Annotated in this window: 17 protein-coding genes and 1 tRNA gene; 4 read left to right on the plus strand and 14 right to left on the minus strand. The window is 72.6% G+C overall.

The window, feature by feature from the left end; translation table 11 throughout:
• Positions 1 to 369 precede the first annotated feature (369 nt).
• The 3 genes from ACF089_RS26930 to ACF089_RS26940 form a co-directional block, all read right to left on the minus strand.
• Positions 370 to 1,092, minus strand: coding sequence for an NDP-sugar synthase (locus ACF089_RS26930; protein ID WP_392031554.1), 723 nt, complete (start codon positions 1,090 to 1,092; stop codon positions 370 to 372).
• Positions 1,093 to 1,130: 38 nt separating this feature from the next.
• Positions 1,131 to 1,550 (minus strand): hypothetical protein, encoded by a 420-nt coding sequence (locus ACF089_RS26935; RefSeq protein ID WP_392031557.1) that lies wholly within the window; start codon positions 1,548 to 1,550, stop codon positions 1,131 to 1,133.
• Between the two features lie 193 nt (positions 1,551 to 1,743).
• A complete protein-coding gene (locus ACF089_RS26940) occupies positions 1,744 to 2,880 on the minus strand; it encodes an ABC transporter ATP-binding protein (protein WP_392031560.1) in 1,137 nt (378 codons plus the stop codon).
• Positions 2,881 to 3,057: 177 nt separating this feature from the next.
• Between ACF089_RS26940 and ACF089_RS26945 the strand changes: the two genes are divergently transcribed.
• Positions 3,058 to 3,131: transfer RNA gene (locus tag ACF089_RS26945), tRNA-Thr, on the plus strand.
• A 53-nt stretch (positions 3,132 to 3,184) separates the two neighbouring features.
• Here the strand turns inward: ACF089_RS26945 and ACF089_RS26950 are convergent.
• The 3 genes from ACF089_RS26950 to ACF089_RS26960 form a co-directional block, all read right to left on the minus strand.
• A complete protein-coding gene (locus tag ACF089_RS26950) occupies positions 3,185 to 3,667 on the minus strand; it encodes a universal stress protein (RefSeq protein ID WP_392031563.1) in 483 nt (160 codons plus the stop codon).
• A gap of 1 nt (position 3,668) precedes the next feature.
• Positions 3,669 to 4,967 (minus strand): SLC13 family permease, encoded by a 1,299-nt coding sequence (locus ACF089_RS26955; protein WP_392031566.1) that lies wholly within the window; start codon positions 4,965 to 4,967, stop codon positions 3,669 to 3,671.
• A gap of 83 nt (positions 4,968 to 5,050) precedes the next feature.
• Positions 5,051 to 6,451: an NAD(P)/FAD-dependent oxidoreductase gene (locus ACF089_RS26960; protein WP_392031568.1), complete on the minus strand. Its 1,401-nt coding sequence runs from the start codon at positions 6,449 to 6,451 to the stop codon at positions 5,051 to 5,053.
• A gap of 105 nt (positions 6,452 to 6,556) precedes the next feature.
• On the opposite strand from ACF089_RS26960, the gene ACF089_RS26965 reads away from it, so the two are divergent.
• Together ACF089_RS26965 and ACF089_RS26970 are read left to right on the plus strand one after the other, a co-directional pair.
• The gene (locus ACF089_RS26965) at positions 6,557 to 7,450 is read left to right on the plus strand and encodes an aminoglycoside phosphotransferase family protein (protein WP_392031571.1); all 894 of its coding nucleotides are present in this window, start codon (positions 6,557 to 6,559) and stop codon (positions 7,448 to 7,450) included.
• A gap of 73 nt (positions 7,451 to 7,523) precedes the next feature.
• Positions 7,524 to 7,994, plus strand: a complete 471-nt coding sequence (locus tag ACF089_RS26970; RefSeq protein ID WP_392031573.1) for a GNAT family N-acetyltransferase — start codon at positions 7,524 to 7,526, stop codon at positions 7,992 to 7,994.
• 210 nt (positions 7,995 to 8,204) lie between these two features.
• Here the strand turns inward: ACF089_RS26970 and ACF089_RS26975 are convergent, their stop codons facing one another.
• The 5 genes from ACF089_RS26975 to ACF089_RS26995 form a co-directional block, all read right to left on the minus strand.
• Entirely contained in the window at positions 8,205 to 9,203 is a 999-nt protein-coding gene (locus tag ACF089_RS26975; protein ID WP_392031576.1) for a zinc-binding dehydrogenase, read from the minus strand.
• A 68-nt stretch (positions 9,204 to 9,271) separates the two neighbouring features.
• Positions 9,272 to 10,549: an FAD-dependent oxidoreductase gene (locus ACF089_RS26980; protein ID WP_392031579.1), complete on the minus strand. Its 1,278-nt coding sequence runs from the start codon at positions 10,547 to 10,549 to the stop codon at positions 9,272 to 9,274.
• 266 nt (positions 10,550 to 10,815) lie between these two features.
• Positions 10,816 to 11,313, minus strand: coding sequence for a hypothetical protein (locus ACF089_RS26985; protein WP_392031582.1), 498 nt, complete (start codon positions 11,311 to 11,313; stop codon positions 10,816 to 10,818).
• A 121-nt stretch (positions 11,314 to 11,434) separates the two neighbouring features.
• Positions 11,435 to 13,003 carry an alpha/beta hydrolase gene (locus tag ACF089_RS26990; protein WP_392031584.1) on the minus strand — a complete coding sequence of 523 codons (1,569 nt, stop codon included), beginning with the start codon at positions 13,001 to 13,003 and terminating at the stop codon, positions 11,435 to 11,437.
• 160 nt (positions 13,004 to 13,163) lie between these two features.
• Positions 13,164 to 14,132, minus strand: a complete 969-nt coding sequence (locus ACF089_RS26995; RefSeq protein ID WP_392031587.1) for a helix-turn-helix transcriptional regulator — start codon at positions 14,130 to 14,132, stop codon at positions 13,164 to 13,166.
• 53 nt (positions 14,133 to 14,185) lie between these two features.
• Here ACF089_RS26995 and ACF089_RS27000 point away from each other — a divergent pair, with 53 nt between their 5' ends.
• On the plus strand, positions 14,186 to 15,370 hold the full coding sequence (locus ACF089_RS27000; protein WP_392031590.1) for an epoxide hydrolase family protein: 1,185 nt from the start codon (positions 14,186 to 14,188) through the stop codon (positions 15,368 to 15,370).
• A gap of 187 nt (positions 15,371 to 15,557) precedes the next feature.
• Here the strand turns inward: ACF089_RS27000 and groL are convergent, their stop codons facing one another.
• The 3 genes from groL to ACF089_RS27015 form a co-directional block, all read right to left on the minus strand.
• Positions 15,558 to 17,183 (minus strand): chaperonin GroEL, encoded by a 1,626-nt coding sequence (groL, locus tag ACF089_RS27005; RefSeq protein WP_190124892.1) that lies wholly within the window; start codon positions 17,181 to 17,183, stop codon positions 15,558 to 15,560.
• Positions 17,184 to 17,584: 401 nt separating this feature from the next.
• Entirely contained in the window at positions 17,585 to 17,788 is a 204-nt protein-coding gene (locus ACF089_RS27010) for a cold-shock protein (RefSeq protein ID WP_005315736.1), read from the minus strand.
• A 456-nt stretch (positions 17,789 to 18,244) separates the two neighbouring features.
• Positions 18,245 to 18,520 (minus strand): MoaD/ThiS family protein, encoded by a 276-nt coding sequence (locus ACF089_RS27015; RefSeq protein ID WP_392031595.1) that lies wholly within the window; start codon positions 18,518 to 18,520, stop codon positions 18,245 to 18,247.
• Positions 18,521 to 18,525: the final 5 nt, after the last annotated feature.

The raw sequence follows: 18,525 nt of genomic DNA on the forward strand, positions 1-18,525 counted from the left end.
CAGCGCCCGTACAGGGCTGTTGAACGGTGGAGGGGGTTGTTCCGTGCGGGGTCCTCGGATGCAGGTCCGTCCTCAATCGCCGGACGGGCTGAGAATGCCGGTGCGAAGGTTCCCGTTCTGTGCGGGGTCTCCGGCCCGAGGTCCGTCCTCAATCGCCGGACGGGCTGGGATTGCCCCCGAGGCGGGCTCGGTTTGTCCGCCGGGCGGGCTGAGAGTGCCGGTGCGGAGGTCGCTGTTCCGCGCGGGGTCTCCGGCCCGAGGTCCGTCCTCAAACGCCGGACGGGCTGGATTTGTCCCCGAGGCGGGCTGGGGTTGGCCCGGGACGGGCAGGGTTTGCCCCCGAGACGGGCGGGGGTTGGCCCGGGAGGGTCAGTGGGGGTGGGAGGAGAGTTCTTTGGCGGCTTCGGTGAGGTCTTTGGCGGTGTCGATGGCGCGCCAATACGCCCCGTTCGGCAGCGGGAAACCCGCCAGCCTGCGCTCCCGGGCCAGCCCGGGGAAGGTGGTCCGCTCATGGTCGCCGCGCTCGGGGAGCAGCTCGGTGAAGGACGCGGAGAAGACGTACACGCCCGCGTTGATCAGATACGGCGACGGCGGCGACTCGATGAAGTCGGTGATGTGCCCAAAGGCGTCGGTCTCCACCGCGCCCCAGGGAATTCGCGGCCGGGCCAGCGCGAGGGTGGCGACGGCGTCGCGCTCGGCGTGGAAGGCGGCCATCTCGCGGAGCGAGAACCGGGTCCAGATGTCGCCGTTGGTCGCGTACCAGGGCTGCTCGGGGTGGGGCAGCCGGGCCGCCGCGTGGCGGAGGCCGCCGCCGCGGCCGAGCGGCTCGGGCTCCACGACGGTGGTGACGCGCAGCGGCAGTTCGGCGCCGGCGAGCCACTCCTGGAGGACTTCGGCGAGGTGGCCGCAGGAGACGACGGCGTCGGTCACGCCCTCCGAGGCCAGCCAGGACAGCTGATGGCCGATGATCGGGGTCCCGGTTCCGGGGATCTCGACCATCGGCTTGGGGCGGTCGTCGGTGTACGGGCGCAGCCGGGAGCCCTGGCCGCCCGCCAGGACCACGGCCTGCGTCGGATACGTAGGCGTATGCATGCCGTGAACGATATGCGCAGCGGGGCCGCGGCGGCCCGTCAGCTCCCCTGGGTCTGCTGGGCGACGCCGGAGGCGAAGGAGGTGTCGCAGACGGGCTTGGAGTAGACCTGGGCGCGGGCGGGGCCGAAGCGCTGCACGGCGGCGCGGCCGAGGGAGCGGGCGATCGACATGCAGTGCTTGGCGAGGGAGGGGCGGGCCTCCACCTCGCGCTGGAGGCGGGTGAGGGCGGTGCCGGGGTCCTTCTCCTGGAGTTCGGTCAGGAGCCGGTCGCGCAGCACGTCCTGCGGGGCACGGGACTTGGCGCGTACGGAGACGTTCTGGGAGGAGGCGGTGAGGATCTGCTCGCCGGTCTGCCCGGCCCACGGGACGCTGGTGACCGCGAGGGTTCCGGAGAGCACCAGGACGACGGGCAGAACGAGGGCGAGTGAGCGGCCGATTCGGCGTGCTGAGTGGGTCACGCGAGCGAGCGTAGCGGGCGGTGATGATTTGGCGACATTTAGTCACTCACGTGGGGGACGGTTCGAGGGGGCCTTTCGATTTCGCGGTTGACGGCTGATGGCGAAATGCCCGTAGTGGTGGTTTATTTCGCCGGATACGTGTAACGGCCCCGCGGATTCCGCGGGGCCGTCGCAGTCGTTCTCGTGGGGCGCGTCAGTCGGTGAGGCGCTCGCCGGTGGAGGTCGCGAAGACGTGGATCTCGTCCGGACGCGGCACGACGTGCAGCTCCGAGCCCTTCTCGGGCACGGACCGGCCGCCGACGCGGACGACCAGTTCCTTGTCCTCGCCGCCGACCTTGGAGGCGCCGTAGACGAAGCCGTCGGAGCCCAGCTCCTCCACGACGTTCACCAGCACGGCGAGGCCGGCCGGGGCGTCCTGGGAGTCCTTGGTGAGGGACTTGGCGGCGGCGCCGTTGTGCTCGACCACGTCGAAGTGCTCGGGGCGGATGCCGACGGTGACGGTCTTGTCGCCGCGGTCGGCGGCGGCGGTCAGCGCGGTGCGGGAGACCGGGACGACGCTGTTGCCGAACTTCACGCCGCCGTCGGTGATCGGGACCTCGATCAGGTTCATGGCGGGGGAGCCGATGAAGCCGGCGACGAAGAGGTTGGCCGGGCGGTCGTACATGGTGCGCGGCGAGTCGACCTGCTGGAGCAGACCGTCCTTGAGGACCGCGACGCGGTCGCCCATGGTGAGGGCCTCGGTCTGGTCGTGGGTGACGTAGACCGTGGTGATGCCCAGGCGGCGCTGGAGCGAGGCGATCTGCGTACGGGTGGAGACACGCAGCTTGGCGTCGAGGTTCGACAGCGGCTCGTCCATGAGGAACACCTGCGGCTCGCGGACGATGGCACGGCCCATCGCCACACGCTGCCGCTGACCGCCGGAGAGCGCCTTGGGCTTGCGGTCGAGGTACGGGGTGAGGTCGAGGATCTTCGCGGCCTCTTCGACCTTCTTGCGGATCTCCGCCTTGTTGACGCCGGCGATCTTGAGCGCGAAGCCCATGTTGTCGGCGACGGTCATGTGCGGGTAGAGCGCGTAGTTCTGGAACACCATGGCGATGTCCCGGTCCTTGGGCGGCAGATGCGTGACATCGCGCTCGCCGATGCGGATCGCTCCGCCGTTGACGTCCTCGAGACCCGCGAGCATGCGCAGGGAGGTCGACTTGCCACAGCCGGAGGGGCCGACGAGGACGAGGAACTCGCCGTCCGCGATCTCGATCTCCAGCTGGTCCACAGCGGGCTTCTCGGTGCCCGGGTAGACCCGGGTCGCCTTGTCGAAAGTGACAGTTGCCATGGCGGTATGTCCCTCCACCGGCAGGAACGTGCCGGACGATCCGAGTAAAGGATTGGTGTAGTCCACCCGTGTGGACTGGTGGTGACGCTACCTGGCCTTTTCTGTTCTGTCAGTAACAGGAAGGGAACGAGATTTCCGTCCGGGCGCGCACGGCGGTTTGGTTACACTGCTACGGCTGCCTCCTTAGCTCAGATGGCCAGAGCAACGCACTTGTAATGCGTAGGTCGTCGGTTCGAATCCGACAGGGGGCTCTGATCAAGCCCGGCTCAGACACTGTCTGAGCTGGGCTTTCTTCATGCGGCGGCTAGGCCGGCGGTGGCGGGGCGGCCGCCGGGTCCGGTGCGGGGCCGGGCCAGACCAGCAGGACCGGGCACGGGGCGTGGTCGACGACGAAGCGGGTGGCCGGGCCGAGGCTGTGCGGGCCGGGGCGGGTGCGGTCGCCGTCGCGGGCCAGGACGAGCAGCGCGGCGCCCTCGGCCGCGGACACCACCTCGCGTTCGGGCCGGCCGGTGCGGTCCAGCAGGATCGCGGGGCGGTCCAGCCGGGCGGCCGCGCCGGCGAGCAGGCGTTCGGCGGCGGAGGCCGCCAGGCTCTCCAGCGGGACGGCCGGATCGCGGTCGGGGCGGGAGCGGCCGAGCAGTCCGGCGTAGGCGCCCCGGGCGGCGTCCGCCGCCTCCGGTCCTGTGACATGGAGCAGCAGGACGTCGTCGTCGCGGGGCGCGTGCGCGCGGACCGCGTCCACGCACGCGGCCCAGGTGCCCTCCACGATCCAGGCGATGACGGTCACTTCAGCCTCCGACGACGCTCAGCGACACCCACAGTGCCACGACCGAGAGCACCAGCGCGGCAGGCACGGTGAGCAGACCGAGCCGGGTGAACTCCCCGAGCCCCACCTCCGTGTCGTGGGCGTGCACGATCCGCCGCCACAGCAGGGTGGCCAGGGAGCCCGCGTAGGTGAGGTTGGGGCCGATGTTCGCCCCCAGGAGCACCGCCAGGACCGCCCCGGGCCCGGTCGGCGCGGTCAGCGGCAGCAGCACCAGCACGGCGGGCAGATTGTTGATCAGATTCGCCAGCACGGCGGCGAGGACGGCGATCCCGAGCAGCGCCGCGAGCCCGGTCCCCTCCGGGACCAGCAGGCCCAGCGCGTCGCCCAGCCCGTTGTCGACCACGGCCCGCACCACGACGCCGAGGGCCAGGACGAAGGCGAGGAAGGGCACGGCGGCGGCGCGCGTCAGGGCCGCCGGGGAGGTGCGCCGCCGGATCAGGGCGCGGACGGCGAGCACCGAGGCCCCGGCCGCCGCCGCCCAGGCCGGCTCGATGCCGACGGCGGAGGTGAGGACGAATCCGGCCAGGGTGCAGACCACGGTGACGAGGGCGAACACCGGCACCGGGACCGGCGGCCCGTCGTCGGCCGGGGCGTCCGCGCCCGCCGCCAGATCCACCGCGAAGAAGCGGCGGAAGACCGCGTACTCCACCGCGATCGCCGCCAGCCACGGCAGCGTCATCAGGGCGGCGAAGCGGGTGAAGCTCAGCCCGCTCGCGGCGAACGCGAGCAGATTGGTCAGATTGGAGACCGGGAGCAGCAGCGAGGCCGTGTTCGACAGATGGGTGCAGGCGTAGACGTGCGGCCGGGGCCGGGCCCCGAGGCGGGCGGCGGTCGCGAACACCACCGGCGTCAGCAGGACGACGGTGGCGTCCAGGCTCAGCACGGCGGTGATCGAGGACGCGGCGGCGAACACATACGCCAGCAGGGTGCGCGGCCGGCGGCGCGCGGCCCGCGCCATCCACGCCCCGCAGGCGCGGAACAGCCCCTCGTCGTCGCAGAGCTGGGCCAGCACCAGGATCGCGGCGAGGAAGCCGACCACCGGGGCCAGCTGTTCGGCCTCCGCGAGGGCGTCGTGCGGTGAGATCGCGCCCGCGGCGACCACCACCAGGGCCGCGGGGACGGCGACCACCGCCTCCGGCCATCCCCAGGGCCGGACGACCGCACAGGCCAGGATCGCGATCAGCAGGACGACGGAGAGCGTCTCCGCGAACGGGGCGTTCAGGGCAGGACCCTTCTCTGCGGGGGGCGAGTGACCCTTCATCATCCGTCCGCCGGGGCCGGCCCGCGCCGCCGGGCCGCCTTCTCCGGCGTCCGGATACCGCGTCCGGGTCAGTGGCGTCCGGGTCAGTGGCGGCCCGAGATCCGGTCGGCCAGCCGGGCGATCCGGTCCGTCTCGGCCGAGCGGGCCGCCGACTCGCGCCGGTCCGCGGCCCGGTACGCCGCGTACATCGCCCGCACCCCCAGCCAGCGCAGCGGCTCCGGCTCCCAGCCGCGCACCCGGTGGTTCACCCAGGGCAGCGTGGTCAGCGCGGTCGCGCCGGTCTGCCCGGAGTCCTGCTGGATCAGATCGCGCAGGGTGCGGGCGGCGAGATTGGCGGTGGCCACGCCCGAGCCGACATAGCCGCCGGCCCAGCCCAGACCGGTGGAGCGGTCGAGGGCGACCGTGGCGCACCAGTCCCTCGGCACCCCGAGCACCCCCGACCAGGCGTGGTCGACGCGTACGCCCGCGGCGGTGGGGAAGAGCCGCCCGAGCATGTCGCGCAGCGCCTCGACCGTGGCGGGCCGGGTGCGCCCGTCGTCGTCGGTGCGCGAGCCGTAGCGGTAGGGGACGCCCCGGCCGCCGAGCGCGATCCGGTCGTCGGCGGTGCGCTGGGCGTAGACATAGGCGTGCGCCAGATCGCCGAGGGTCTCGCGGCCCTCCCAGCCGATGGTCTCCCACATCTCGGGAGGCAGCGGCTCGGTGGCGATCATGGAGGAGTTCATGGGGAGCCAGTCGCGCCGGCGGCCCTTGAGGGCGGCGGTGAACCCCTCGGTGCAGCGCAGGATGTACGGCGCGCGGACCGTGCCGTACGGAGTGACCGCGTGCTTCGGCCGGATCTCGGTGACCGGGGTCGACTCGTGGATCGTGACGCCGAGCGCCGTCACGGCCCGGGCGAGGCCCTTGACCAGCTTGGCCGGGTGGAGCCGGGCCCCGTGCGGGGTCCAGCCGGAGGCGATCGCGCCGCGGACCCGGACGCGTTCGGCGGTCTCCCGCGCGCCGTACAGGACGCGGTCCGTCTCGCCGAAGGCCAGTTCCACCGCGTGGAACGCCCGCAGCCGGGCCGCCTGCGCGGGGGAGCGGGCGACCTCCAGCACCCCGCCGCGGTGGATGTCCGCGTCGATGCCCTCCTCGGCGGCGACCTCCACGACCTCGTCCACCGACTCGTTCATGGCCCGCTGGAGCCGCACGGCCGCGTCATGGCCGTGCAGCCGGGCGTACCGCTCCCGTCCCGCGACGCCGTTGTAGAGCCAGCCGCCGTTGCGCCCGGACGCCCCGTATCCGCAGAAGGCGGCCTCCAGGACGGTGATGTTCAGAAACGGGACGGCCTTCTTCAGGTAGTACGCCGTCCACAGGCCGGTGTAGCCGCCGCCCACGACGCAGACGTCCGCCGAGGCGTCGCCGGGGAGCGGCTCGCGGGGCTCGGGCAGGCCCTCGTGCGCGTACCAGAACGAGATGCCGCCGTTGACGGTGTTGTCCCTGGTCATGGTGTCCCTAGCTGCTCGGGGGCCGGGTGTGCGGACGACTGTACGCATCCGGCGCGGGCCGGGAAATCGATGGAGCGGGCCAGGGCCCGGGCGTACCGTCGGGGCATGATCGAGGTCCCGGACGCGCTCGCCGACAGTCACCGTCTGCACGGGGGCGGGGCGAGCCGGGCCTTCATCGCCGGACTCCCCGGCCGGACCGCGCGTTTCCTCGATCGCTGGGAGCTGCGGCAGGACGGGCCGCCCCTGCACGGCATGGTCGCGCTCGCGCTGCCCGTCCGGGGCCGCGACGGCACGCCCGCCGTGCTCAAACTCCAGCCGCTGGACGAGGAGACCGCGGGCGAGGCGGACGCGCTGCGGATCTGGGACGGGGACGGCGCGGCCCGGCTGCTCGGCCACGATCCCGAGACCGGCACCATGCTGCTGGAACGGCTGGACTTCGGCCGCCCGCTCGCGGCGGAGCCGGACTCGCGCGAGGCGGTCCGGATCCTCGCGGAGCTGCTCGCCCGGCTCACCGCCGGGCCCGCGCCCGCCGGGATGCGAAGGCTCGGCGACCTCGCGGCCGAGATGACCCGCGACGCCCCGGACGCGGTGCGGGCGCTGGCCGACGAGGCCGGCCGGCGGCTGCTGCTGGACTGCGCGGCGGCCGTACGGGAGGTCGCGGACGAGCCGGGCGACCGGCTCCTCCACTGGGACCTGCACTACGGCAACGTGCTGGCCGCCGAGCGCGAACCCTGGCTCGCCATCGACCCCAAACCGCTCGCCGGGGACCCGGGCTTCGATCTCTTCCCCGCCCTCGTCAACCGGTACGACCCGGCCGAGACGCTCTGGCGGTTCGACCTGATGACCGAGACGCTGGGGCTGGACCGGGAGCGGAGCCGGGCGTGGACGCTCGGCCGGGTGCTCCAGAACGCCCTGTGGGGGCTGGAGGACGCCGACGGCGACGGCGAACTGGACGAGGAGCAGGCCGCGATCGCCAGGGCGCTGCTGGGACGCGGCTGACGCACCCCTGCCGGACGGCCCCGGTACGGGAACGGGGTGGCGCGCCCGATCTTGTCTCGGGCACCCTGACCTCATGATTCGTACAGCTGTCCCGGGGGACGTCCCCGCGATCCACCGCATGGTCCGTGAACTCGCCGAGTACGAGAAGGCCCTGGACGAGGTCCGCGCCACCGAGGAGCAACTACGCGAGGCGCTCTTCGGCGAGCGGCCGGCCGCCTTCGCGCACATCGCCGAGAGCGACGACGGCGAGGTCGTCGGATTCGCGCTCTGGTTCCTGAACTTCTCCACCTGGCGCGGCGTGCACGGGATCTATCTGGAGGATCTGTACGTCCGTCCCGAGCGCCGGGGCGGCGGGCACGGCAAGGCGCTGCTGACCGAGCTGGCCCGGATCTGTGTGGAGCGCGGCTATGAGCGGCTGGAGTGGTCCGTCCTGGACTGGAACGCTCCGTCGATCGACTTCTACCGGTCGCTCGGCGCGCGGCCGCAGGACGAGTGGACGGTGTACCGGCTGACGGACGAGGCGCTCACGGCGCTGGGGTCGTAGGCCGGTCCGGGCCGGGGCCCGCCGGGTCCGGTCGGGTGGCCGTCGGGTCGGGCCGGGTCCCGCCGGGTCGGGTCCGGTCGGGTGGCCGTCGGGTCCGGTCGGGCGGCGGTCCCGGTCCTGCGGGGCCTTCCGGGGGCTTCCGGGACCCTCCGGGCCCGGGGCGACGGGGGCCCCGGCCTCCTCGGGGCAGGAGGACGGGGTTCCCCGGGCTCACGGGATCAGGACGACCTTGCCGACGGTGTCCCGGGTCTCCATCGCGCGGTGCGCGCGGGCCGCGTCCGCGAGCGGGAAGCGGTGCACGACGGGCCGGAGCCTGCCCGCCGCGGCCTCCGCGAGGGAGCGTTCCTCCAGACCGCGCAGTCCGCCCTCGGCCCGCTCCAGCATCACCGGGCCGAGGACCATCTCGGAGGTGATCCCGCGCTCGGCCAGCTCCTCCTCGGGGAAGGTCAGCGGGGAGCCGCTGCGCAGACCCTCGCTCGCCCAGCCGAAGACGAGATGCTTGCCGCCCTTGGCGAGAAGGTCGACGGCGGCGCGGCCGGTCGCGCCGCCGACCGAGTCGAAGACGACGGTGGCGCGCCGCTCGCCCAGGTAGTCGCGGACCTGCTCGGGCCAGTCGGGCTGCTTGTAGTCGACGGCGATGTCGGCCCCGTTGGCCAGCACGCTGGCGACCTTGGTCGGCCCGCCCGCCAGGCCGACGGCGGTCGCGCCGGCGTTCTTGGCGTACTGCACGAGCAGGGTGCCGATGCCTCCGGCCGCCGCCGGGACGATCGCGATGTCGTCCTCGCCCAGCTCGGCGAATTGAAGGATCCCCAGTGCGGTCCGGCCGGTGCCGATCATGGCGACCGCCTCGGCCGGGTCGAGTCCGCCGGGGATCTCGTGGAGCCGGTCGGCGCCGGTGACGGCGAGTTCGGCGTATCCGCCGGGGGCCATGCCCAGATGGGCGACGACCGTTCTGCCGAGCCAGGCCGGGTCCGTGCCCTCGCCGAGCGCGTCGACCACGCCGGCGACCTCGCGGCCCGGGACGGTCGGCAGCTCGACCGGCGCGGGGTAGGGGCCCGCCATGCCCTCCCGCAGCGCGGTGTCCAGGAGGTGGACGCCCGACGCGGCGACGGAGATCCGCACCTGGCCGGGGCCCGGGACCGGGTCCTCGATCCGCTCGTGGACGAGGTTCTCGGCGGGGCCGAAGGAGTGGAGACGGATGGCGCGCATGACGGGCTCCCCTGAGTGCGGTGGTCGTGGTGTCGTGGACAACTGTTCATCCTCAAGGAAGCTTGAGGTCAAGGGGCGAGCCCGCCCGGTTCGCGCCGCCTCCCTGAGCCCGCCCGGTTCGCGCCGCCGCCCTGGCCCGCCGGGACCGTGCCGCCTCCCTGAGCCGCCGGGACCGTGCCGCCGCGCCGGCCCGCCGGGCCCGCCCCCGCCCGCTCCCTCAGCAGCGACACCGCCCGCAGCGCGCTGCTGAACGACACCTCGCAGAGCAGCCCCGGTGCCGCGACCTGGTCCCCCACCAGATACACGCCGTCGCCCCGGTCGATCGCGGGCCGGTCCCGCCAGGTGGTCCCCGGCCGGTCCAGCGCCCCCGTACGCCCCTGGGAGAGCGCCTCGCGCCGCCACTCCGAGCGTTCGCGCCAGCCCGGGAAGCCCAGATCGAGCAGGGCCTCCGCATGGGCGACCCCGTCCGCCTTCGACCGGCCGGGGGCGATCGGCAACTGCCCCTGGACCAGGGAACGGCCGGCCGGTGCGAGCGTGCGGTCCTGGGCGGTGAAACGCTCCAGCCAGCCCGGCGCGTCCAGGTCGGAGACGATGAACGCGTCCTTCCGGCCGGTGCGCAGCGCCAGGTCGACCAGGACGGCGCGACCGCTCTCCCAGCGCAGGGAGTCGTCCTTCAGCAGTCCGCGCGCGGCGTCCAGCGAGGTCGCGACGATCACCGGACCGCTGTTCCCGGGCAGGGCCTCCACCCGGGACCCCGTCTCCACGCGCACGCCCAGATCCAGCGCGCGGCGCGTCATCCGGTCGACGATCCCGCCCCAGCCGCCGCGCGGGTATCGCGCCTCCGGCGGCAGACCGGCGGCGCGCCGCAGCCGCTCCTGCACGAAGGCGGCGGAGAGGGAGCCGGGGTCGTGGTGGAAGAGGGCCACCCCGACGTAGTGGGCGGCGGCCCGCGCGCCCGCCTCGCCGACGCGCGCCGCGCCCCAGCTCAGGAAGTCGGCGTCGACGGGGGCGGATCCCGGTCGGCTGCGCGCCAACCGCACCACGGCGAGCGGCGGGAACCGGCGCAGCGCGCCGCCGTGCCGGAAGCGGAAGCGGGCCCCCTCCAGCGGGGGGATCGCGGCGAGCGGGCCGATCAGATTCCGGCCGGCCAGCCAGGCCCAGTGGGGGCCGCCCCGGTAGAGGGCGTGCGGGCCCTCGTTGGTCCGGTACGGGCCGTCGGCGGTCCGGGCCCGGCCGCCCGGGGCGCGGTGGGACTCGTACAGCGTGACCCTGAATCCGGACTCGGCGGCGGCGATGGCCGCGGTGAGCCCGGCGAAGCCGCCGCCGACGATGGTGACGCGGTGCATGGCTGCCCTTTCCTCGTCCTCGGGGAGCTGTCGGGTGCTCCGGGAAGAGAGACGGGCGGCGGGGCGCGGTTTGTGACATCGCGCGGCGCGGACCGCGATGCGGCGCGCGGGGGCGTACGAAGGGGGCGGCCCCGGGACCCGGCGGCGCGGGCGGGGGACGCGCACGGCGGCCGTGCGGGAGGCGTACGACGGCGGCGCGTGCGGCCGGGGTGCGCGCGTGCGGCCGGGGTGCGCGCGGGCGTACGGCGGGGTCGCGCCCGGGCCCGTCAGATGCGCGGGAAGCGCGCCATCAGGTCCCAGACGACGGGGTTCTCGCCGAGGTCCTCGTGCAGATCGGTCAGATCCGCGATCACGTCCTGGAGGAAGTCCCTCGCCTCACGCCGCAGCTCGCTGTGGCTGAAGCTGAGCGGCGGCTCGTCCCGGCGCATCCAGTCGGCCTCCACGTCGACCCAGCCGAATCGCCGCTCGAAGAGCATCCGGTCGGCGGACTCGGTGAAGTCCAGCTCGGCGCGCTGGGGCGCGGCGGCCCTGCTGCCCCTGGGGTCGCGGTCGAGGCGCTCGACGATGTCGCACAGGGCCCACGCGAAGTCGAGGACCGGGACCCATCCCCAGGCTGTGGAGACCTCGCGGTCGGCCTTGGTGTCGGCGAGATAGACGTCGCCGCAGAAGAGGTCGTGGCGCAGGTCCGTGGTGTCGGCCCGGCGGTAGTCGGTCTGCGGGGGGTCCGGGAAGCGCGGGGAGAGGGAGTAGCCGATGTCGAGCACGCTCCCGATGGTGTCACGCCCGCCGCCGGTGCACGCTCCCCGGGCCCGGCCGGACCCGGGGAGCGCGGCCCGGCGGACGGCGGACGGGGCGGGTCCTCGGCGAAGGACCCGCCCGGCCTGCTCAGAAGCGGTTGGGCTGGGGGAGGAGCGGGGAGGAGGGGGCCGTTCCCGACTTACGGGGGGCCGGGGCGGTGCAGGTGGTGTCCTTGGCGGGGAGCTTCCCGGTGGTCAGGTAGTCCGTGCCCGCCTTGTCCGCGCAGGCGCTGCCGCCGAAGAGGTAGACGCCGTGGCCCTCGCCGTTCTTGACGGTGACCATCTTCGCGCCGCGCATCGCCTTGCGCAGTCCGAGACCGGCGGAGAGCGGGGTCTGCGAGTCCCACTCGTTCTGGATGATCAGCGAGCCGACCTTGTTGTCGACCTTGGTCGCGGCCTCGCCGGACTTGTTCCAGAACGCGCACGGCTTGATGTTGGACGCGAAGTCCCCGTACAGCGGGTAGCGCGCCTTGTCGCGGATCGCGTCCTTGCGGTAGCGCTCGGTGTCGCGCGACCAGGCGGCGGAGTTGTCCCCGCAGGCGACGGCCCAGAAGACCGCGTCACCGTTGTCGGCCGGCGCGGGCTTCAGGAAGGCGGGCCGGGGGGCCTGCGGCAGCGGCAGGGCACGGCCGGAGGTCTTCTTCGCGGAGGCGTACTTCTTCAGCTCCACGACGATGTCGGCGGCGGCGCGCACATTGAAGAACTGCTGCCGCATGATGTCGCGCAGCGCGTACCCGTCGTACTTCTCGCCCTCGATGTCGATCGGCTTGCGGTCCGCCTGCGCGATCAGGTCCCAGAAGGTCTTGCTGACCTTCGCGGGCGAGTTTCCGAGCTTGTACGTGGCGGAGCGCTCCGCCGTCCACTTCGTCCACCGCTGGAAGGCGGGCTCGACGCCCTCGGCCCACACCTGGATCATGCCGCGCCAGGCGAGCTTGGGGTCGACGGCGCTGTCCAGGACGAAACGGCCGGTCTGCTTCGGGAACATCTGGCCGTAGACGGCGCCGAGGTAGGTGCCGTAGGAGTAGCCCAGGTAGTTCAGCTTCTTCTCGCCGAGGACGGTGCGGATCAGATCCATGTCCCGGGCGGTGTTGCGGGTGGTGACGTGCGGGAGCTTGTCCCCGGCCTTCTTGCGGCACTTGTCGGCGACGCCCTTGGCCCAGGCGACGTCCTTGGTGAAGGTCTTCGCCTGGTACGGGCGTGGCCAGCGCATGTCGCCGTCGGAGAGCCCGCAGCTGATGGCGGCGGACTGGCCGACGCCGCGGGGGCTGAAGCCGATGAGGTCGTACCGCTCCGTCACGGACTTGGGCAGCGCCCCCTTCAACTCCAGCGGCAGGCTGAGACCGTCCCCGCCGGGGCCGCCGGGGTTGGAGAGCAGCACGCCGTGCCGCTTGCCCTTGACGCTCGTGTTGTAGCGGGATATCGCCACGTCTATCTTCTTGCCGCCCGGCTTGGCGTAGTTGAGCGGCGCCTTGATCTTCGCGCACTGGAACGCGGCGGGCAGCTCCGGGGAGCACCGCTTCCACGACGGCTTCTGCTTGGCGTACTGGGCCAGGGGACTCGCGGGGGCCGGGGCGGCGTTCGCGGTGGTGGCGACCGCGGGGGCCAGCGTCGCCATGACGCTCACCGCCAGCACGGGCACGAGTCGTCGTCTCTGCATCGAGTACGTCCTTAAGGGCAGTTGAACGGGTCAGGGCTGACCCTCTCGCGCCGTCCGGCTCCGGTAAACATCCGGCCGGACGGTCATTCGCTACGCCTCAGGATGGACGCCGCCGCGAGGAATCGTTCGCGCGGGGTAGCGGTACGGGGGCGAAAACCCTTTAAGGAAGGGGCTCCTGGGGCGCCGCCCCGGCCAGCAGCCCGGCCAGCTCCCTGACCCGCGCGACCAGCTCCGGGGGCTCGTGCACCTCGAAGCGGAATCCGAACAGCGCCACATACAACGCCAGTTCGTCCAGCGAGTCGGAGCCCGCGTGGAGGACGCAGCTGTGCTCGTCGACCTCCTCCAGGACGCCCGTCGTCGGCGGGATCCGCTCCGCCGCCGCCGCGATCGGCGCCCGCAGGGTGAACCGGCCCCGGTAGCGGTACGCCGAGGTCGAGATCCCCCGGGCCGTATGGCCCGCGAAGCCCCCCTCCGGGGCCTCGCGCGGGGTGAAGCGCGGTCCCGTCGGGACCCGGGGGCGGAGCCGGTCGACGCGGAAGGTGCGCCAGTCGTCGCGGTCCAGGTCCCAGGCGACGACGTACCAGAGGCGGCCGGTGTGGACGAGCCGGTGCGGTTCGGTGCGGCGGACGGCCTGCTGTCCGTCCCGGTCGGCGTAGTCGAAGCGGAACTGCTCGCGGGCGCGGCAGACGGCGGCCACCGCGGTCAGTACGGCGGGGTCGACGGCGGGTCCGCCGGACGGCAGGGCGTCCATGACCGACTGGAGGGTGTCGACCCGGTGCCGGACCCGGGCGGGGAGCATCTGCCGGAGCTTGGCGAGCGCGCGCAGGGAGCTTTCCGCGATGCCCGAGACGCCGCCGGCCGCCGCGGCGCGCAGACCGACGGCGACGGCGACCGCCTCCTCGTCGTCCAGCAGCAGCGGCGGGAGCTTGGCGCCCGGGCCCAGCCGGTAGCCGGCCGCGCCGGGCGTGGCGTGCACGGGATAGCCCAGCTCGCGCAGTTTGTCGATGTCACGGCGGACGGTACGGGGATCGACGCCGAGCCGGGCGGCGAGCTCGGCGCCCGGGGCGTCGGCCCGCTCCTGGAGCAGGGAGAGCAGCCGGAGGAGTCGGGCGGAGGCGGCGGTCGGCATGACCTTCCAGAGCTGGGGCGGAAACTGTCCTAGGCGGATCCTACGGTGGTGTCATGACGAACGACGAAGCCATCACCCCCTTCCGGATCGACGTCCCGCAGTCCGAGCTGGACGCGCTGCACGCCCGGCTGGACACCGCCCGGTGGGCCGCCCCGCTGCCCGGCGAGGTGACGGGGGAGCGGGCGGGGAGCTGGGGCGCCGGGGTCCCGTCCGGCTGGCTGCGCGAGCTGGCCGACTACTGGCGGCATGGCTACGACTGGCGCCGTGCCGAGCGCGAGCTGAACGGTTTTCCCCAGTTCACCACCGTGATCGACGGCCAGCGGGTGCACTTTCTCCATGTGCGCTCGGCCCGGCCGGACGCCACCGCGCTGATCCTCACCCACGGCTGGCCCGGCTCGGTGGTGGAGTTCCTCGATCTGATCGGCCCGCTCACCGACCCGGTCGCCCACGGCGGACGCGCCGAGGACGCCTTCCATGTGGTGATCCCCTCGCTGCCCGGCTTCGGCTTCTCCGGCCCGGTCGCCGACGCGGGCTGGGACACGGCGCGGATCGCCCGGGCCTGGGCGGAGCTGATGCGCAGACTCGGATACGAGCGGTACGGCGCGCAGGGCGGCGACATCGGCGCGGCGGTCGCGCCGGAGCTGGGCCGGGCCGAGCCCGGCCGGGTCGTCGGCGTCCATGTGAACGGCGGCCCGGGGCCCATGCCCCCGATGCCGCTGCCGGAGGAGGAGCGCGCGGCGCTGACCCCGCTGGAGCTGGACCGGGCGGCGCGGATCGAGGCCTTCATGGCCGAGGAGTTCGGCTATATCTCGATCCAGTCCACCCGCCCGCAGACCCTCGCCCACGGACTGGTCGACTCCCCGGTCGGACAGCTGGCCTGGATCATGGACAAGTTCCGCGAGTGGACGCATCCGAGGACGGCGCTGCCGGACGAGGTGATCGACCGCGACCGGCTGCTGACCAATGTGATGCTGTACTGGCTGACCGGCACGGCGGGCTCGGCGGCGTACGTCGGGTACGCGCAGGAGTCCGGCTGGGGCGAGGCGGCGGAGAACTCCGGCGTGCCGACGGCGGCGATCGTCTTCGCGCACGACGTCGGCATCCGGCGGTACGCCGAGACCGAGCACACCATCACGCGCTGGACGGATGTGGAGGGCCGGGGCGGGCACTTCGCCGCGCTGGAGGAGCCCGCGCTGCTCACCTCGGACATCAGGGAGTTCTTCCGCCCGCTGCGGTGACCGCGGGCGGATCACCGCGGCGGGCGGCCGGCGGGAGCGCCGCGCCGGGCCCGCCGGCCGCGAGCGGGCCGCCGGCCGCCGACCGTCCGCCGCGACCGGCCTGGACCGTCCGGCACGCCGAAGGGCGGCACCCCCTGGGAGAGGGGTGCCGCCCTTCGTACTGCTGGAGCTGCCGATCCGCGGGGGATCAGAAGTCCATGTCACCGCCCGGCATGCCGCCCGGAGCGCCGCCCGCGGCGGCCTTCTCCGGCTTGTCGGCGATGACGGCCTCGGTGGTCAGGAACAGCGCCGCGATGGAGGCCGCGTTCTGCAGGGCAGAGCGGGTCACCTTCGCGGGGTCGATGATGCCTTCGGCGATCATGTCGACGTACTCGCCGGTCGCGGCGTTCAGGCCGTGACCGATGGGCAGGTTGCGCACCTTCTCGACGATGACGCCGCCCTCGAGACCGCCGTTGACGGCGATCTGCTTGAGCGGGGCCTCCAGCGCGAGCCGCACGGCGTTCGCGCCGGTCGCCTCGTCGCCCTCGAGGTCCAGCTTCTCGAAGACCGAGGAAGCCTGGATCAGCGCCACGCCGCCGCCGGCGACGATGCCCTCCTCGACGGCCGCCTTCGCGTTGCGAACGGCGTCCTCGATGCGGTGCTTGCGCTCCTTGAGCTCGACCTCGGTCGCCGCGCCGGCCTTGATGACGGCCACGCCGCCGGCCAGCTTCGCGAGGCGCTCCTGGAGCTTCTCGCGGTCGTAGTCCGAGTCGGAGTTCTCGATCTCGGCACGGATCTGGTTGACCCGGCCGGCGACCTGGTCGCTGTCGCCGGAGCCGTCGACGATGGTGGTCTCGTCCTTGGTGATGACGACCTTGCGGGCGCGGCCCAGCAGGTCCAGGCCGGCGTTCTCGAGCTTGAGACCGACCTCCTCGGAGATGACCGTGCCGCCCGTGAGGATGGCGATGTCGTTCAGCATCGCCTTGCGGCGGTCGCCGAAGCCCGGAGCCTTGACGGCGACGGACTTGAAGGTGCCGCGGATCTTGTTCACGACCAGCGTGGACAGAGCCTCGCCCTCGACGTCCTCGGCGATGATCAGCAGGGGCTTGCCCGACTGCATGACCTTCTCCAGCAGCGGAAGGAGGTCCTTCACGTTGCCGACCTTGGAGTTCACGATCAGGATGTACGGGTCGTCCAGGGACGCCTCCATACGCTCCATGTCGGTGGCGAAGTACGCCGAGATGTAGCCCTTGTCGAAGCGCATGCCCTCGGTGAGCTCGAGCTCCAGACCGAAGGTCTGGGACTCCTCGACGGTGATGACGCCTTCCTTGCCGACCTTGTCCATGGCCTCGGCGATCAGCTCGCCGATCTGGGTGTCGGCGGCGGAGATGGAGGCGGTCGAAGCGATCTGCTCCTTGGTCTCCACGTCCTTGGCCTGCTCCAGCAGGGCACCGGAGACGGCCTCGACGGCCTTCTCGATGCCGCGCTTGAGGGCCATCGGGTTGGCGCCGGCGGCCACGTTGCGCAGACCCTCGCGGACGAGAGCCTGGGCGAGAACGGTCGCGGTGGTGGTCCCGTCGCCGGCGACGTCGTCCGTCTTCTTGGCGACTTCCTTGACCAGCTCGGCGCCGATCTTCTCGTACGGGTCCTCGAGCTCGATCTCCTTGGCGATGGAAACACCATCGTTGGTGATCGTGGGCGCGCCCCACTTCTTCTCAAGGACGACGTTGCGGCCCTTGGGACCGAGGGTGACCTTGACGGCGTCGGCGAGCTGGTTCATCCCGCGCTCAAGGCCGCGCCGCGCCTCCTCGTCGAACGCGATGATCTTTGCCATGTGAAGTGTCCTCCACGGACTGGTGGGAAGCTCTGGCCGGACCGCGCTGGCGCCCGCGACGGACGGTCTGCGCGCCGTGTGGTTCTCTGCCCCACCGGCCCGCGGACCTCACCTACTCGATCCATGTTCTGTCACTCTCACTAGGAGAGTGCTAACGCCAATGATTAGCACTCGACCCCTCCGAGTGCAAGCGCCTTCGGGAGAACCGGCCCCTCGGGCGGTCCCCCGGCCGGCCCCCCGAACGCCTCGAACGCACCCCGGACGCCTCCCGCGCCCCCGTGCGCGGACCCCACACACATGTGGGGTCCGCACCCCGTTTCCGGGATGCGGACCCCACATGCGTGAGCGCGTCGGTGGCCGATCGCGTCGCAGGTGTCGCAGGTGTGGATCGGACCGCGGGATCAGACCGCGAGCTTCACCATGTCCGCCTGCGGACCCTTCTGTCCCTGCGAGATTTCGAACTCGACTCGCTGACCCTCCTCCAGGGTGCGGTATCCGTCCATCTGGATCGCGCTGTAGTGGACGAATACATCCGCACCACCGTCGACCGCGATGAAGCCATACCCCTTCTCCGCGTTGAACCACTTGACGGTGCCCTGAGCCATGCCTAACTCCCCTATTACTGGCCCTTGCGCAGGACCGCACCTCGCGGACCCGGGTCAGACCTCACCCGCCGTGAACCGCCCCTCCAGTGACGGAGGAAGGCCCCACAGGTGTGCGCCGGAACGCGTCGACCGCGGCTGAATGTATCTGCCCAACTGCCCTCTGCAACAGGTCAATCGGACGAGAAATCAGGGCATGGCCGATCCTGAAATTAGCCTGAATTCAAGAAATTCCGGGGCAAGTCGGGCCCGGCAAAGGAGACTTAAGAGACAAATCAAGCGCACACATTGGCTGCTTCTTATCGCGCGCGGCGCATTCTCATATGCCAGGGGGCGCGCTCAGCCGAGGGGCGTTCCCCAACTGTAGCGCGTTCAACCCTGCAGAATTGCCCCCTCCGTTTCTCTCCCGGAGGGGGCAATCGATGGGACGGCGGGCGGGCGCGGCGAACGCCCGGCGGATCAGCCTCCGGCGACCGCCGGAATGATCGAGATTCCCGCGCCGTCCGGCGTCGCGGTGGAGAGTCCCTGCTCGAAGCGGACGTCGTCGTCGTTGACGTACACATTCACAAAGCGGCGCAGCTTGCCCGTCTCGTCCAGGACGCGCGCGGCGATCCCCGCGTGGTTCTTCTCCAGGTCCGTGATCACCTCGGAGAGGGTGGCGCCCTCGGCCGTGACCTCGGCCCGGCCGCCGGTGTAGGTGCGCAGAATGGTCGGGATACGGACGGTGACGCTCATGTTCA

It is taken from the genome of Streptomyces sp. NPDC014894, assembly GCF_043080985.1.
Taxonomy (GTDB): Bacteria; Actinomycetota; Actinomycetes; order Streptomycetales; family Streptomycetaceae; genus Streptomyces.

Coding starts and splice junctions, on each gene's coding strand:
- ACF089_RS26930 (WP_392031554.1), bottom strand. CDS start 1,092: ATGCATACGCCTACGTATCCGACGCAGGCCGTGGTCCTGGCGGGCGGC.
- ACF089_RS26940 (WP_392031560.1), bottom strand. CDS start 2,880: ATGGCAACTGTCACTTTCGACAAGGCGACCCGGGTCTACCCGGGCACC.
- ACF089_RS26955 (WP_392031566.1), bottom strand. CDS start 4,967: ATGAAGGGTCACTCGCCCCCCGCAGAGAAGGGTCCTGCCCTGAACGCC.
- ACF089_RS26960 (WP_392031568.1), bottom strand. CDS start 6,451: ATGACCAGGGACAACACCGTCAACGGCGGCATCTCGTTCTGGTACGCG.
- ACF089_RS26965 (WP_392031571.1), top strand. CDS start 6,557: ATGATCGAGGTCCCGGACGCGCTCGCCGACAGTCACCGTCTGCACGGG.
- ACF089_RS26970 (WP_392031573.1), top strand. CDS start 7,524: ATGATTCGTACAGCTGTCCCGGGGGACGTCCCCGCGATCCACCGCATG.
- ACF089_RS26975 (WP_392031576.1), bottom strand. CDS start 9,203: ATGCGCGCCATCCGTCTCCACTCCTTCGGCCCCGCCGAGAACCTCGTC.
- ACF089_RS26980 (WP_392031579.1), bottom strand. CDS start 10,549: ATGCACCGCGTCACCATCGTCGGCGGCGGCTTCGCCGGGCTCACCGCG.
- ACF089_RS26990 (WP_392031584.1), bottom strand. CDS start 13,003: ATGCAGAGACGACGACTCGTGCCCGTGCTGGCGGTGAGCGTCATGGCG.
- ACF089_RS26995 (WP_392031587.1), bottom strand. CDS start 14,132: ATGCCGACCGCCGCCTCCGCCCGACTCCTCCGGCTGCTCTCCCTGCTC.
- ACF089_RS27000 (WP_392031590.1), top strand. CDS start 14,186: ATGACGAACGACGAAGCCATCACCCCCTTCCGGATCGACGTCCCGCAG.
- groL (WP_190124892.1), bottom strand. CDS start 17,183: ATGGCAAAGATCATCGCGTTCGACGAGGAGGCGCGGCGCGGCCTTGAG.
- ACF089_RS27010 (WP_005315736.1), bottom strand. CDS start 17,788: ATGGCTCAGGGCACCGTCAAGTGGTTCAACGCGGAGAAGGGGTATGGC.
- ACF089_RS27015 (WP_392031595.1), bottom strand. CDS start 18,520: ATGAGCGTCACCGTCCGTATCCCGACCATTCTGCGCACCTACACCGGC.